The sequence below is a fragment of the Acidovorax sp. A1169 genome, assembly GCF_030704685.1.
Classification (GTDB): Bacteria; Pseudomonadota; Gammaproteobacteria; order Burkholderiales; family Burkholderiaceae_C; genus Acidovorax.
The window spans coordinates 65,883-80,516 of sequence record NZ_JAUZDX010000026.1 but is presented as its reverse complement, the minus strand read 5'-3'; the positions used below and the strand labels follow the sequence as shown (position 1 = coordinate 80,516).

General features: G+C 66.2%; 15 protein-coding genes. 8 read left to right on the top strand and 7 right to left on the bottom strand.

Translation table 11 applies throughout. The annotated features are described in order from the left end of the window. Window positions 1–181: 181 nt before the first annotated feature. The gene (locus QYL93_RS28390; protein ID WP_305746812.1) at window positions 182–847 is read right to left on the bottom strand and encodes a TetR/AcrR family transcriptional regulator; all 666 of its coding nucleotides are present in this window, start codon (window positions 845–847) and stop codon (window positions 182–184) included. Window positions 848–1,018: 171 nt separating this feature from the next. Between QYL93_RS28390 and QYL93_RS28385 the strand changes: the two genes are divergently transcribed. From QYL93_RS28385 to QYL93_RS28365, 5 genes are all read left to right on the top strand, one after another. Beyond that, window positions 1,019–2,251 carry an efflux RND transporter periplasmic adaptor subunit gene (locus QYL93_RS28385; RefSeq protein ID WP_370877060.1) on the top strand — a complete coding sequence of 411 codons (1,233 nt, stop codon included), beginning with the start codon at window positions 1,019–1,021 and terminating at the stop codon, window positions 2,249–2,251. A gap of 21 nt (window positions 2,252–2,272) precedes the next feature. Continuing rightward, window positions 2,273–5,434: an efflux RND transporter permease subunit gene (locus tag QYL93_RS28380; RefSeq protein ID WP_305746810.1), complete on the top strand. Its 3,162-nt coding sequence runs from the start codon at window positions 2,273–2,275 to the stop codon at window positions 5,432–5,434. A 1-nt stretch (window position 5,435) separates the two neighbouring features. Then, window positions 5,436–6,842: an AdeC/AdeK/OprM family multidrug efflux complex outer membrane factor gene (adeC, locus tag QYL93_RS28375; RefSeq protein WP_305746809.1), complete on the top strand. Its 1,407-nt coding sequence runs from the start codon at window positions 5,436–5,438 to the stop codon at window positions 6,840–6,842. A 415-nt stretch (window positions 6,843–7,257) separates the two neighbouring features. Next, window positions 7,258–7,665 carry a VOC family protein gene (locus tag QYL93_RS28370; protein WP_305746808.1) on the top strand — a complete coding sequence of 136 codons (408 nt, stop codon included), beginning with the start codon at window positions 7,258–7,260 and terminating at the stop codon, window positions 7,663–7,665. A 28-nt stretch (window positions 7,666–7,693) separates the two neighbouring features. Then, window positions 7,694–7,999, top strand: a complete 306-nt coding sequence (locus QYL93_RS28365) for a hypothetical protein (protein WP_305746807.1) — start codon at window positions 7,694–7,696, stop codon at window positions 7,997–7,999. Between the two features lie 112 nt (window positions 8,000–8,111). Here QYL93_RS28365 and QYL93_RS28360 read toward each other — a convergent pair whose 3' ends face one another. From QYL93_RS28360 to QYL93_RS28350, 3 genes are all read right to left on the bottom strand, one after another. Beyond that, entirely contained in the window at window positions 8,112–8,747 is a 636-nt protein-coding gene (locus QYL93_RS28360) for a hypothetical protein (RefSeq protein WP_305746806.1), read from the bottom strand. 101 nt (window positions 8,748–8,848) lie between these two features. Beyond that, entirely contained in the window at window positions 8,849–10,384 is a 1,536-nt protein-coding gene (locus tag QYL93_RS28355; RefSeq protein WP_305746805.1) for a serine hydrolase, read from the bottom strand. A gap of 95 nt (window positions 10,385–10,479) precedes the next feature. Beyond that, window positions 10,480–11,085 (bottom strand): ATP-dependent Clp protease proteolytic subunit, encoded by a 606-nt coding sequence (locus QYL93_RS28350; RefSeq protein ID WP_305746804.1) that lies wholly within the window; start codon window positions 11,083–11,085, stop codon window positions 10,480–10,482. A gap of 112 nt (window positions 11,086–11,197) precedes the next feature. Here QYL93_RS28350 and QYL93_RS28345 point away from each other — a divergent pair, with 112 nt between their 5' ends. Further along, window positions 11,198–12,028: a sigma-70 family RNA polymerase sigma factor gene (locus tag QYL93_RS28345; RefSeq protein ID WP_305746803.1), complete on the top strand. Its 831-nt coding sequence runs from the start codon at window positions 11,198–11,200 to the stop codon at window positions 12,026–12,028. Here QYL93_RS28345 and QYL93_RS28340 read toward each other — a convergent pair. Further along, entirely contained in the window at window positions 12,009–12,455 is a 447-nt protein-coding gene (locus tag QYL93_RS28340) for a GNAT family N-acetyltransferase (RefSeq protein WP_305746802.1), read from the bottom strand. The two genes, QYL93_RS28345 and QYL93_RS28340, sit on opposite strands and share 20 nt — an antisense overlap. A gap of 133 nt (window positions 12,456–12,588) precedes the next feature. Between QYL93_RS28340 and QYL93_RS28335 the strand changes: the two genes are divergently transcribed. Together QYL93_RS28335 and QYL93_RS28330 are read left to right on the top strand one after the other, a co-directional pair. Beyond that, window positions 12,589–12,927 (top strand): hypothetical protein, encoded by a 339-nt coding sequence (locus tag QYL93_RS28335; RefSeq protein WP_305746801.1) that lies wholly within the window; start codon window positions 12,589–12,591, stop codon window positions 12,925–12,927. A 37-nt stretch (window positions 12,928–12,964) separates the two neighbouring features. After that, window positions 12,965–13,678 (top strand): alpha/beta fold hydrolase, encoded by a 714-nt coding sequence (locus tag QYL93_RS28330; protein ID WP_305746800.1) that lies wholly within the window; start codon window positions 12,965–12,967, stop codon window positions 13,676–13,678. Window positions 13,679–13,711: 33 nt separating this feature from the next. On the opposite strand, the gene QYL93_RS28325 is transcribed toward QYL93_RS28330, so the two are convergent. Together QYL93_RS28325 and QYL93_RS28320 are read right to left on the bottom strand one after the other, a co-directional pair. Then, on the bottom strand, window positions 13,712–14,122 hold the full coding sequence (locus QYL93_RS28325) for a DUF4279 domain-containing protein (protein WP_305746799.1): 411 nt from the start codon (window positions 14,120–14,122) through the stop codon (window positions 13,712–13,714). A gap of 91 nt (window positions 14,123–14,213) precedes the next feature. Further along, window positions 14,214–14,558 carry a hypothetical protein gene (locus QYL93_RS28320; protein WP_305746798.1) on the bottom strand — a complete coding sequence of 115 codons (345 nt, stop codon included), beginning with the start codon at window positions 14,556–14,558 and terminating at the stop codon, window positions 14,214–14,216. Between the last annotated feature and the right edge of the window lie 76 nt (window positions 14,559–14,634).

The window sequence follows — 14,634 nt, the reverse complement described above, 5'->3', positions numbered from 1 at the left end:
CAAGGGCCTTCGCGACCCCGAAATTAGTGTGAACAGGCCCTAGCAGGGCCTGCCTGGTCAGCAGGCTCATGGCGAAGGTGCGCATGGTTTGTCGTTCGCGCAGTGGGCGCTGCGTTGGCCCCTTCTCCGGTTCTTCATCGGGATGGACGTACTGGACCTGCCTTGTCTCTCCCCGCTGTTTTCACGGTGTGCATGGGGTGTCCACTGGTTCCGCCATCTCGCCGTCCGGTGTGGCAAGGGGCACGCCATACGCCCTGGAAAAGGTGGCCAGTGCGCGCTCGGCCACACCTTGCATCTCCTGCTCTGTCAGCGGTGGCGGGGCCCTGTAGTACCAGCGAAGCTGAATTTCCGCGTTCAGCAGCGAAAACAGCTGCAGCGCCGCCACCAGCGGATCCGCCTTGCGCAGATGGCCGTTTTCCATGGCGGCGCTGAAGAACTCCGCCAGTTCGCAAGCACCCCGCCCAGGCCCTGCCTCGTAGAACAACTCGCCCATGTTCGAGTGCCCCGCCTCGGCCAGCACCATGCGGTGGGTGGCCTGCATTTGCGGGCTGCACAGAAACTGCACCAGCTTGTTGCAGAAGCTGCCTAGCACGCCATGGATGCCGCTGCGGATGTCGTGGGCCGCCAGTTCATCGAAGGCGGTGCGGATGTGCCTCTCGCCCGCTGCCAGGGTAACCGCCTGAAAAAGGGCCTCCTTGGACGGGTAGTAGCCGTAGATGGTCGATTTGGAGCCCCCGATGCGGCGAACGATCTCGGCGATGGAGGCGCGTTCGAAGCCAAGTTCCAGAAAAACCTCCGAGGCGACCTCCAGGATCGCCTCGCGGCGCGCTTCCGTCCGAACCTTCATGTTGTCTCCTTAAGTGTACCGATGAGTCCATTTTTGCTTGACAGGCGGGCTGTGTCAATTTGATAATTAACCATACCGTACCGTTCGGTACAGTTAAAACCTTCATTTTTGACCTGTTTGTGTCTGCCTGGCATTGCGAGATGCCTGGGCCCAGGAGTTCTTTCCATGCGCATGCATACCGCTATTCAACGACCCGTGGCCTGGATGGCTGCCGTTTCAGCCCTGGCGCTGGCTGCCTGTGGCGAAGCACCCCAGCCCCCTGCCGCGGGGGGCCAGGGCGTCCCCCAGGTCAGCGTGGTCACCGTGCAGCCCCAGCGCCTGCCGCTTACGACCGAGTTGCCGGGCCGTGTCGCCCCCGCTCTGATTGCCGAGGTGCGGCCCCAGATCACGGGGCTGGTGCTGCAGCGCCGCTTCAAGGAGGGCAGCGACGTGAAGGCGGGCGATGTGCTGTACCAGATCGATCCAGCGGTGTACCGCGCCAATGTGGACAGCGCCCAGGCCACGCTGTCCAAGTCCGAAGCCAATCTGGTCACGGTGCGGCTCAAGGCGGGGCGGTTCAAGGAGCTGGCCGCCATCAAGGCGGTGAGCCAGCAGGATGCGGACGATGCTGCTGCTGCGCTGCTGCAGGCCGAGGCGGAGGTCAGCTCTGCCAAGTCGACGTTGCAAACGCAGCGCATCAACCTGGACTACACCCGCATCACGTCGCCCATCAGTGGGCGCATCGGGCGCTCGGCGGTAACGCCGGGTGCGTTGGTGACGGCGAACCAGGCCAACGCCCTGGCCACGGTGCAGCAGCTGAACCCGATCTATGTGGATGTGACCCAGTCCACGACCGCGCTGCTGGCGCTCAGGCGGTCCATGGATGCGGGCACGCTCAAGAGCGGCACGGCCAAGGTACGGCTGGTGCTGGAGGACGGCAGTGTCTATGCGCAGGCCGGAACGCTGCAGTTTTCCGACGTGACGGTGGACCAGGCCACCGGGGCGGTGACCTTGCGCGCCGAGTTCCCCAACCCGCGCGCCGAGCTGCTGCCCGGCATGTATGCGCGCGCCGTGCTGGAAGAGGGCGTGCTGGAGCAGGCCTTGCTGGTGCCGCAACCGGCCGTGGGCCGCGATGCCACGGGCAAGCCCTATGCATTCGTGCTGGGCAGCGACGGCAAGCTGGAGCAGCGTGCCCTGGTCACCGACCGTGCGGTGGGCGAGCAGTGGCTGGTGCGCGACGGGCTCAAGGCAGGCGACATGGTCGTGGTCGAGGGCCAGCAAAAAGTGCGCGCCGGCCAGCCGGTGCAGCCGCAGCCCTACGCGCCTGCCCCATCGCACAAGTCGGCTGCCACCCAGAAGGTGGCGGCCACCAGCACCGCTGCTGCCGCCCCCGGCGCTACCGCCGCCACCGCCGTGGCCCATTGAGCACCGCCAACAGAGACCACCATGGCCCGTTTTTTCATAGACCGCCCCATCTTTGCATGGGTGCTCGCCATCATCACGATGCTGGCGGGCGTGATGGCAGTGCTCACGCTGCCCATCTCCCAATACCCCACCATCGCACCTCCTGCCATCGCCATATCGGCGTCCTACCCTGGGGCGTCGTCCAAGACGCTGGAAGACACCGTCACCCAGGTCATCGAGCAGAAGATGAAGGGGCTGGACCGGCTGTCCTACATCGCGTCGAGCAGCGAGTCGTCGGGCAACGTGACCATCACTCTGACCTTCGAGAATGGCACCAATCCGGACACCGCCCAGGTGCAGGTGCAGAACAAGCTGGCCCTGGCCACGCCGCTGCTGCCGCAAGAGGTGCAGCAGCAGGGCGTGCAGGTCACCAAGTCGGCGAACAACTTCCTGAACGTGCTGGCCTTCGTTTCGGAGGACGGCAAGCTCAATGGCTCCGACCTGTCGGACTATGTGGCCGCGAACGTGCAGGACCCCATCAGCCGCGTGGAGGGCGTGGGTGACACCACGCTGTTTGGCTCGCAGTACGCCATGCGCATCTGGCTGGACCCCAGCAAGCTCAACAGCTTCAACCTGACACCGCTGGATGTGAAGGCCGCCATACAGGCCCAGAACGCGCAGGTGTCTGCCGGCCAACTGGGAGGCCTGCCATCGGCGGCCAATCAGGAGCTCAATGCCACCATCACCGCGCAAACCCGGCTGAAGACGGCCGATGAGTTCGCCACCATCTTGCTGCGCACGCAGGCCAACGGCGCAGCCGTGCGGCTGAGCGACGTGGCGCGCATCGAGCTGGGCAGTGAGAACTACGCCACGGTGGCCCATTTCAACGGCAAGCCCGCCGCCGGCCTGGCCATCAAGCTGGCCACGGGCGCCAATGCACTGAACACCGTCAAGGCGGTGGATGCCAAGCTGGAAGAGCTGTCCAGGTTCTTCCCCCCTGGTGTCAAGGTCATCAAGCCGTATGACACCACGCCGTTCGTGCGTATCTCCATCCAGGAAGTGATCAAGACGCTGGTGGAGGCTGTGGTGCTGGTCTTCGTGGTGATGTACCTGTTCCTGCAGAACTGGCGCGCCACGCTCATCCCTACCATCGCCGTGCCGGTGGTGCTGCTGGGCACCTTTGGCGTGCTGGCTGCGTTTGGCTATTCGCTCAACACCCTGACCATGCTGGCGATGGTGCTGGCCATCGGCTTGCTGGTGGACGATGCCATCGTGGTGGTCGAGAACGTCGAGCGGGTGATGGGCGAAGAGGGGCTCTCGCCGCTGGAGGCGACCCGCAAATCCATGGGGCAGATCACGGGCGCCCTGGTGGGCGTGGCGCTGGTGCTGGCCGCCGTGTTCGTGCCCATGGCGTTTTTCGGTGGTTCCACGGGCGTCATCTACCGCCAGTTCACCGTCACCATCGTCTCGGCAATGACGCTGTCGGTGCTGGTGGCCATGGTGCTCACGCCGGCCCTGTGCGCCACGCTGCTCAAGCCGGTGCCCAAGGGCCATGCGCTGACCGACAAGGGGTTCTTTGGCGCCTTCAACCGCGCCTTCGACCGCAGCAACCGGGGCTACCAGGGCGTGGTGCAGCGCATGCTCAAACGCGGCGGGCGCTGGATGGTGGGCTACGCCATCGTGGTGGTGGCCGTGGGCTTTGTGTTCACCAAGATCCCCGCCGGATTCTTGCCCGACGAAGACCAGGGCACGTTGTTTGCCATCGTGCAATTGCCACCTGGCGCCACCCAGAAGAACACGGAGAAGGTGCTCGAGCAGGTGCAGCACCATTTTCTGGAAGAGCAAAAGGACGCCGTCGACGCCATCTTCACGGTAGCTGGCTTCAGCTTTGCGGGCAGTGGGCAGAACACGGGCTTCGCGTTCATCAAGCTCAAGGCCTGGGACGAGCGCACGGCGCCTGGCCTGAAGGCACAGGCTGTGGCCAACAAGGCCATGGGCGCACTGTCGCAGATCCGCAATGCCTCGGTGTTTGCATTTGCGCCCCCCGCAGTTTCCGAGCTGGGCAATGCCAGCGGCTTCGACCTGATGCTGCAGGACCGGGGCAACCTGGGCCACGCGGCACTCATGCAGGCGCGCAACCAGCTCTTGGGGGCCTTGATGAAAGAGCCTGGCCTGGTGGCCGTGCGGCCCAACGGCATGGAGGACGCACCCGAGTTCCGCCTGGAGATCGATGAGCACAAGGCGGGTGCGCTGGGGCTGTCGATGGGCGACATCAACAACACCTTCTCCGCCGCCTGGGGCAGCAGCTACGTGAATGACTTCATCGACAAGGGCCGTGTGAAAAAGGTCTTCCTGCAGGCCGATGCAGCCCATCGCATGTCGCCTTCGGACATCGACAAATGGTATGTGCGCAACAGCAGCGGCACGATGGTTCCGTTCAGTGCGTTCTCGACCTCGGGCTGGATTACCGGCTCGCCCCGGCTGGAGCGCTACAACGGCGTGCCATCTGTGGAGATCATGGGCATGGCGATGCCCGGCGCCATGTCCAGCGGTCAGGCGCTGGACATGGTGGAGCGCCATGCGGCCGAGCTGCCCGCCGGCATCGGTTTCGAGTGGACGGGCGTGTCGCGACAGGAGCGGGAGGCCGGTGGCAAGGCTGCGCTGCTGTATGCGGTGTCCATCCTGGTCGTCTTTCTGTGCCTGGCGGCACTGTACGAGAGCTGGTCGATTCCGTTCTCGGTGCTGCTGGTGGTGCCGCTGGGGGTGCTGGGCACGCTGGCCGCCGCAGTGCTGACCTGGAAGATGAACGACGTGTACTTTCAGGTCGGCCTGCTGACCACGGTGGGACTGGCGTCCAAGAACGCGATCCTGATCGTCGAGTTCGCCAAGGAGTTGTATGCCAAGGGCATGCCGCTGGTCGAGTCGGCCATCACCGCCGCGCGCATGCGGTTGCGGCCCATCCTGATGACCTCGCTGGCGTTCATCCTGGGGGTGCTGCCCCTCATGCTGAGCAAGGGCGCTGGCGCCGGTGCGCAGAACGCGCTGGGTACCGCCGTGGTGGGGGGCATGGTGTCTGGCACGGTGCTGGCCATCTTCTTCGTCCCATTGTTCTTCGTGATCGTGCAGCAGTTCTTCGGCGGCAAAAAGCCCGTAGCTGCCGATGCCGCCCCTGTTGCCGCGCCTGTTTTTTCGGAGGGCCACTGACATGCCTCGTTCCCTGACCCTGACCCTTGTGGCTGCAGCGCTGCTGCTGAGCGGTTGCGCCAACCTGGCACCGCATTACGAGCGGCCTGCTGCCGTGGTGCCGGCGGTGTACCCCGCCGCGTCGGCCGATGGCCCGGCCATTGCCAGCCTGGCCTGGGGCGATTTTTTTGCAGATGCCAAACTGCGCCGCCTGATCGAACTGGCACTGGCCAACAACCGCGATCTGCGCGTGGCCATCCTCAACATCGAGCAGGCCCGCGCGCAGTACCGTGTGCAGGACGCGCAGACACTGCCCAGCGTCAACGCTGCGGGCAGCGGCACTGCGGCGCGTACGCCGGCCGGCTTGTCGGGCACCGGCGCGGCGGTGACCAGCCACCAGTACAGCGCCAATCTGGGGGTGAGCGCCTATGAGCTGGACCTGTTTGGCCGTGTGCGCAACCTGAGCGATCAGGCGCTGCAGCAGTTTCTGGCCACTGAGGAGGCGCGCCACGCCACCCAGATCAGCCTGGTGGGCGAGGTGACCACAACCTACCTGAACTGGGCCGCCGACCTGGAGCGGCTGGCCTTGGCCCGCGAGACCTTGCGCAGCCAGGGCGAGTCGTACCGGCTGACGCAGACGCGCTTTGAACTGGGCGCGGCGTCTGCCCTGACGCTGCGCCAGCTGCAAACCAGCGTGGAGAGCGCCCGCGTGGACGTGGCCCGCTACACCGGCCAGGTGGCGCAAGACCGCAACGCCCTGGCGCTGCTGCTGGGCGCGCAGGTGCCCCAGGCGCAGGAGCCCGACGCTCTGGGCGACACACTGAATGCCTTGCCCGAGTTGCCAGCGGGCGTGCCGTCGGATCTGTTGCAGCGCCGGCCCGACCTGCTGCAATCGGAGCACCAGCTCAAGGCCGCCACCGCCAACATCGGCGCGGCGCGGGCGGCGTTCTATCCACGCATCAGCCTGACGGCCACGGCGGGCAGCGGCAGTGCAGACCTGTCGGGCCTGTTCAAGGCGGGCTCGGGCAGCTGGAGTTTCATCCCGCAGATCAGCCTGCCCATCTTTGACGGTGGGGCCAACCAGGCCAACCTGGACAGCGCCATGGCTGCGCGCGACATCGCGGTGGCGCAGTACGAGAAAGCCATCCAGACCGCGTTTCGCGAGGTGGCGGACGCGCTGGCGCAACGCAGCGCCGTCGGCGATCAACTGCAGGCGCAAACCGCGCTGGTGCAAGCCAGTGGCGAGGTGCTGCAGATGTCGCAGGCCCGCTTTGACCGGGGGGTGGACAGCTACCTGGACGTGCTGGACGCCCAGCGCACCTGGTACAGCGCGCGCCAGACACTGATCGTCACGCGCTTGGCACGGCTGAACAATGGCGTCACGTTGTACAAGGCGCTGGGGGGTGGCTGGTCGACCCCGCAGTCGTGAATGGCGCACGGGGCGGCGAATGCCGTGGCGAGTGGCGCCAGTGTGACGCATGACATGCCCGTCACTAGCGCCCATGCCAAGCAACGCCATGGCCGTTGGCCGATAGCGCTTCTCGGTGGTCGTGACTGGGGTTGAAATGTGCCCCGGGCCTGCCCGGCGGTACCTCACTGGTGGATGAGACACGCCAGGCAAGCCCGGGGACAAACCGGCAAGCCACTGGGCCCTTGCGGGCCCTCTCCCTACTTCCTCTCTTCTTTGTCAACAATTGTAGAAGCGGGGGTCGGTCTTGGCAGGCACCCAAATGGGGGAGGGGGCCACAGCCATTGCCGTGCGTTTGGGCTGCTGCGCGCGTTGGTGGGGTGGGTGGTAGCCTTCGTTTATGCTGGATGCCCGACCTTTTGGGAGCCCTGCTGCCATGCTGAGCTACATCACCCTGGGCGCGAACGACATGAACGCGTCGGACCGCTTCTACTCTGCGTTGCTGGAGCCGCTGGGTTACCGCAAGCAGGTTGACAGCGAAGGCCTGGCGTTCTCGCTGCCCGACGAGCATGCCAGCCAATCCGGCAGCCCCTGCGTCGTCTACGTGAAGCCGCCTTTCGACGGAAAGCCGGCGACCGTTGGCAACGGTTCGATGGCGGCGTTTCGCGCCGGGTCGCACGATGCCGTGCGGCAGGTGCATGCGGCGGCGGTTGCCGCCGGGGGCACGGACGAGGGCTCGCCCGGGTTTCGCGCCGCGTACAGCAAGAACTTCTTTGTCGCGTATGTCAGGGACCCGGTGGGGAACAAGATTGCGCTTTTCTGCAATGAAGTCCCCCATGCATAGGGGCCCTGGCGCCGAAAAATCCACAACCATGGATATCCAGGTCACCCGGCAGGCCTGCTGCTCTGCCGACGACCAGGCGGGGCCGCTGCAAGCCGTCTACGCGGTGGACGAACATTGCACCATCGCGTATCTGGTGGAGCGCATCCGGGCGTCGAAATTCCTGCAGTTTTCATCCACGCACAACCGGCTGTCTGGCCTGGTGCAGGGGACATGTTTGGTGGAGGTGTTGGCAGGGTGGGGCAGAAAGCCGGAGTTTCATGTGGACCCGGCGGCGTCGGTGGGCTCCGTCATCGGCTTGCACACGTTGGACTTTTGCTTTCTACATGCCCAATAGAAGCGGGCCGCACCTGTCTGGCTCCTGTGATCTGCAAAAGGGCGCGCAACCGCACTGCAGCCTTGGCATCGATCACCGCATCTGCGACGCCGATGGCCACCCCCACGCTACGCTACGCCGCGTCGGGCTCCATCTGCACGTTCCAGGCTTCCACGATTTCGGCCAGCTTGGGGCTGCGCTTGGTGCCGATCTGCAGGCCTTGCGATATTGCGGCGACGATGTGCTTGGCGCCCAGGTCCAGGCTGGGGGGCGCGTCTGCGGCGCTGAGGACATCCCTGGCCCGCAGCAGCAGCACCCCGGCCTCTGCGATCAGATCAGTTTTGTCGATCTCGAAAAAGTCGTCGCGGATGGGCTTGTGCTTGTCGAGCCGCGTCTTGATCGGGTCCGAAAATAAACCGGGCACCGCCTTGTGCAGGCTGAGAAAGAACTTCTCGTTCGCCTGCAGTGAGCTCAGGGTGTGCCGGTACCTGGTGGGCAGGTGGGGCGCGTAGGTGCGGATGGCTGTCGCCAGCTCCTGCTGGGCGCCGACCCGGGCGGCGACGCCCGTGGGGGATTCGAACGCTTCCCTGACCAGCGCAAGCTTGGCCTCCGACGCCTGAAGTGCTACCCGCAACTGCCCCACATGCTGCTCGTAGCGGACCCTGTTGAAGGCCGTGCCTTCGTTGATTTCGTACAGCTTCCAGCTGAGCGCGCCGCAGGCTGCCAGGGCGGCAACGATCACAAAGATCACGATAAGCGCTGTTGACATGCGGGGGCCGGATGGGTGGGTGGATGAATCTGCGGAGCATACAGGTTGTGCAGATTTGGAGCGCGCGGTGCATGCAGCACAGGCGGCGGGGCGCGCCCGGATTACCGCGTGCGCGGCAACCCCTCCATGAGCAAGGTGAGTGCCCGCTGCAAACCCGCGCCCGCCAGGCGTTCGCCCTTGTCGAAGCCCATGCGCACCACCACCAGGTCGTGCGAGGGGACGATGATTGTGAACTGCCCGCCCGCACCTAGCATGTAGTAGGCCGAGGTGGGCAGTGCGGGGAAGGTGCCGGTGCCATTGAGCCAGAAGAAGCCGCCGTAGATGGGGCGCTTGTCTGCAGCCCACGCGGGCGCCACCGTGCTCACGAAGCTGGCGAAGCCCTCGGGCAGGATACGCTCGTCGTTCCACACGCCGTCCTGCAGGTACAGGTTGGCCAGGCGCGCCCAGTCGCGTGCGGCCATGTACTCGTAGCCCTGGGTGAGGAAGTTGCCGTAGGGGTCGGTCTCCATCACCATGGAGCGGATGCCGATCTTGTCGAACAGGTTGCGCTGGGGGAAGGACAGGTAATCCTCGCCGCGCTTTTCGACGGCCAGGCGCACCAGGTAGCTGGCCAGCACCGGGTCGGTGTTGCGGTAGCGCCCCACCGTGTTGGGCGGCCATTGCTGCGGCCGGGTGGCGGCATAGTTGAACGAGTTGACGCGCCCGGTGTACAGGTAGGTGTGGTCGGGGTAGGTTCCTGCGGGGTCGAAGTCCGGGTCGTCGGGCGCTTTGATGCGCAGCCCGCTGGACATGTGCAGGATGTCGGCGATCTTGATCTGCTGGCGCGGGTCGCCCGCGGCCTGCCATTCGGGGATGGGCGCCGGTTGATCGAGCCTGTACTCGCCCTGGCGCACCAGCACGCCCATCAGCGTGGCGACCACGCTCTTGCCCATGGACCAGGATTCGAGCGGCGTGGTGCGTGTGACGCCGGGCATGTAGCGCTCGCCGATGACGCGGCCCTTGTAGGTCACCACGAAGGCCGTGGTGAAGGCGTCCGGCAGCGAGAATGCCGCATCCACCGCCTGGGCCGCGCGGCCCGTGTCGTAGCCGGATGGCGCATCGGTGGGCAGCAGGTCGCCCATGGGCCAGGGCAGGGTGGCGGCGTCGGGCAGCGTGCTGCGCACGGGCGTGGGGGTGAAGAATACGTTGTCCTGCCCTGGCGGCAGCGCCACGCAGCCCTGCGATCCATAGTGGCGTGCGATCATGGTCGCACCGCCCGGGATGGCAATGCGTACTTCCTTGCGCTCGCGGTCCACCAGCGGCTTGGCCACGCGCTTGCGCTGCTCGTAGGGGCCGGTGAAGTAGCCCACGCTTTCGGCAGCCACATCGGGGTGGAGCCCGGTGATGAACACGGCGGAGCACATGGTCTTGGCATAGCCCGCCGTCTGGTGCTCCAGCACGTCGCCCGGCGGCGGCACGTAGGGCGTGTTGAGCTCCAGCGCCTTGGCGCGGGCGATCAGGGCCTCGCGGGCCGGCAGTTGCGCACCGCCGGAGCCGGGGTCACTGCTGCCGCCGCCCCCGCCACCGCAGGCCGTCAACACGCCCGCCAGGGCCAGTGCGGCGGCGCTTGTCAAGGAAGCAGGGGGCCAGCTCTTCATGGTCGGTCCTCGCGTAGGTGGTTCGAGCCAGTGTCCCCGATCTCCTGTAATTCACGCAGGCCGTTTCATCTGCTTACGAGGATTCAGCCTGTGCTTCAGGCCCTGCCCAGCTCGGTCTTGCGCTCGATGACCCGCGACACCAGCCCGTACTCCACGGCCTCCTCGGCCGAGAGCCAGTGGTCGCGCTCGATGTCGGCCAGCACCACTTCGATGGGCTTGCCGGTCTCGCGGGCGATGGTGCGGGCAATGCGCTCGCGGGCCTTGACGATCTCGCGCGCCTGCACGGCGATGTCGGTGGCCTGGCCGCCGGCGCCGCCGCTGGGCTGGTGGATCAGAAAGCGTGTGTTGGGCAGGCAGTAGCGCCGCTCGCGCGGGGCCGCCAGGTACAAGTGGGTGGCCGCGCTGCCGACCCAGCCGGTGCCGATCATGTTCACCGGCGCGGCGATGAAGCGCACGATGTCGTGGATGGCATCGCCCGATTCGAGGTGGCCGCCGGGCGAGCTGACGATGATGTCGATGGGCTCGGGGCCCTCGGCATCGAGCGCGATGAGGCGGCGCGTGACGTCGGCGGCGGTCACGTCGGTCACGGTGCCGAAGATCAGCAGGGTGCGCGCCTTGAAGGCCTTTTCCTCCAGGTAGGAGGTGCGCGGCTCGGTGGCGCTGGAGGGTGGGGGAGGGGTGTCGTCTGAGGCGTAGTACATGGAGGGGTCCTTGGATGGAGATGAACTGCCTTGACGAACGAGCCTGCGGTTTCGTGACATGGCCCGTGTGGCCGCGCCAGCAGAGTGCGCGGTGCTATGGCAAGATTTGTGGATGCTCGATGACCGCCACCACCTGCCCCTGACAGACCCATCCTACCGCCGCAGCCTGGTGCGTGCCGCCGCGCGCCTGCTGGGCCCGGCAGAGGCCGAGGATGCCGTGCAGGATGCCTATGTGCGCGTGCTGGAGGCCAACACGGCCACTTTGTACGGACTCGATGCCGCGCAGGCCTGGCTGCACACCGTGGTGCGCAACCTGGCCATCGACCGGCTGCGGCGCCGGCAGTGGATGCAACAGTGGCTGGCAGACATGGGCGCCAGCGACCCGGTGCGTGCGTCACCCTCGGCCGAAGAGGATCTGGCAATGGCGCAGCAGGCCGAGAGTGCCTTGCGCCTGCTCGCAGCCCGGTTGGCACCAGCCGATGGGGCCGCAGTGCTGCTGTACGAAGTGTTCGAGGCCAGCCACGCCGAGCTGGCCCAGGCCGGCGGCAAGACCGAGGCCGGCAGCCGCCAGCAGCTGCGGCGGGCGCTGCTGCGGCTGCGGCAAGCCGAGGCGGGTGGCACTGCCGAGCCCTTGTCCCCGTCTGAACCGGGCGAGCGCGAGGAGGCCGCCTTCCGCGTCTACCTGCAGGCGCTTCAGCTGCGCGACCCGCAGGCGCTGTGGGCCATGCTGGGCCAGCCGCCGGTGCGTGCGGTGGTGCGGGCCATGTCGGCATCGGGTGCCCCGGCTTCGGCGCATGCGGCCACCGCCGCCACGACCACCTGCGGGATCGTGCAGGTGGGCGGGCAGCTGGGCCTGGTGTTGACGCTCGATGGCGTCAGGCTGTGTGTGCTGCCGCTGGGTGTGCGGGCGGAGTGCGAGACGCTCACTCCATCGGCTGCTTGATCACGAAGCCCCGCTCCGTATCCCCGTTGAAGCCCAGTTTTTCGTAGAGGCGGTGGGCTTGCGGCCGCTGGGCACCCGAGAGCAACACCACCTTGCAGCAGCCAAGGCGCCAGGCTTCATGGACCGCGAACTGGAGGCATGCCTCTGCCAGGCCCTTGCGCCGCGCGGCCGATGCGGTGACCACGTGCTCGATGAAGCCGATGGGACGGCCTTCGCTGGCCAGGTTGGCCACCAGGGCCAGCATGCAGGTCGCGCCTACCTGGCCTTCGTGTTCGCACACCGCGATGAAGGAGTGGGGGCTGTCGTGGACGTTGTTCCACAGCTCCAGGGCCCGGTCAGGGGCCAGCGGTGGGTCGTGCGGCCGCAGCTCGCGGTACAGGGCGACCACGGCGTCCATGTCGGATGCGATAGCGCGGCGGGCGATCATCGTTTACTCCAGTTTGGTGGGCGTGGACTGGTCCCGTTTGCGTTGCGGTGCGCATTCTTGCAGGAAGTTAGACTTGAGCTATCGGGCATCGGTGCGATGCCTCAGAAGGCACGCGGGCGTGCCTTGAGTACCCATGAACAAGACCGAATTCTTGCAGTTGATGAGATTCCCGAATGAGTGGCTGTCGTCCGGCATGTATGTTGACGACCTGTTCGTCTGGCAGCTTGCGGGCTACGCGCCAGGCCATGAAGAGGGGGCGGAGCATAACCGCAATGGAGCGTTCCATTGGTGGCTACGCAAGAACCCGGACAAGCGGAGTCTTTCACGACTATTGGACCTGGCTGCGGCGGATCCGGATCCATTGCTGGGGCTGGATGTCTTGTTGCATTTAGAGAAGTCGCCGCACTATGACAATGAACTTGCGCTGCAAGCCTCCCAACTGTTTGCAGCAAGGCGACCGGCCGATGCCTGACCTTAGCGCCTAGGGCGCACCGCAACCATCCGAAAGCATGCTAACCGTCGAGCATTTTCAGCTCCCGTTTCGCGACGTTCAACTGCGCGGAACCACTACCCACAGCCCATCCCACAGCGCGCCACGCACCGTGGCCCTGCATGGCGGTGGCGCATCGTCGCGTCTGGGGTACCAGCCCTTGCTGGACTTTCTGGCTGACCGCGGCCATTCCAGCGTGGCGTTCGACTTTGCGGGGCAGGGCGAGAGCGCGGGTGACCTGGCCGCGTCGGGCCTGCGCGACCGGGCGCAGCAAGCCCTGGCGGTGGTGGATTTTCTCAAGATGCCCCAAGCCGTGTCGTTGATCGCGTCCAGCATGGGCGGCCATATTGCGTGCTCGCTGATCGAGGCGCTGGCCCCGCCTGCGCTGGTGCTGTATTGCCCGGCCGCCTATGAGGCTGCGGCGCTGGAGGTGCCCTTCGGGCCTGCATTCCAGCAGGTGATCCGCGCGACGAGTGACTTTGCGGCGTCACCTGCCTTCGATGCGCTCGAACGCTTCGAGGGGCGCTTGCTGCTGGTGCTGGGCGCCGAGGATGCGGTGATCCCACGGCAGGTGGAGGACCAATACATCCGGCGTGCCCGCAAGGCCCGGAGCGTAGAGGTTCTGCGGCTTGACGGCGCGGGGCACCACCTGCATGCGTGGCTCAGGGAGCGGCCGCAGGAGGCGGCCCGTGTGGCGCAGCGGGTGCTGGCCACCCTGGGTGGTGCTGGCTGAGGGGGCTGTCGCGGACGAACGTCGGGGTCGGACTCAGTCGTCTGCGCTGTAAATGTCCAAGTCAAGTTCTATGCCCCGCTCCCCCAACGCGCGCAGCGATTGAGGAGACAGGCACAGCCCTTCGTTTGAACTGTTCAAGAAAATTCCGCAGAACAGATCGAGTTGGTATCTGCTGTTGAGATGGGCCCAGATATGCAGGTCCGAGGTGAGCGGATCAAGGAGTTCAGCGATTTGGGCATTCAAGTCTTGCGGCTTGCTCTCGGTGGCATGCAGCCGCCAGCTACCGGTTCTGGCAATGCGAATCCTGCCGTTGCTACCCATGATTTGCTCGCCCATGCGGTAGGCCTGTGTCGGTAGGTAACGCAGTAACGCTGTTATCTCATCAGGATCAAGGTCGTCCCCCATGAATCGGAGTGTGGCAACAGAGCGATGAACGGGACCCATGGTGAGTGTGTAAACCGGAATGATTTGAGGGTGCCTGCCGTTCACGGCAGGTTTGGGCAGAGCCGTGGGCGCTATGGTACGGGCTGGCTGTTCAAGAGCCCTCAGCACCCACCCGCCAGCGCACCGCGCCCGCCATCGCCAGCGCAGCGATCACCACGCGCACCGCCGCCGCCGGCCAGCCATGGTGGTCCACCGCCTTGCCGACCAGCAGCGGGCCCAGCGCCTGGCCCAGGTTGCTGCCCTGCATGAGCAGGCCAACGGCCAGCGCGGCGTGGGCGGGGGTCACTGTGACCTGCGGCACCGACGACAGCAGGCTGGCCGGCACCAGCCCGCCCATGGCCGAGAGCACCAGGGCCTGGCCCTGGGGGTTGCGGCCGCAGCGTTGCGGGGTGTGCTGCACCGGCTGGCGGGCACTGCCGCGCGAGAACGGGGCCATGGCCCGGCTGCCAGGGCCAGGCGCAAGGCAAAGTGAGTGCTGCGCGCGCCAACGCGCATCGGCGTTGCCCGCGCCC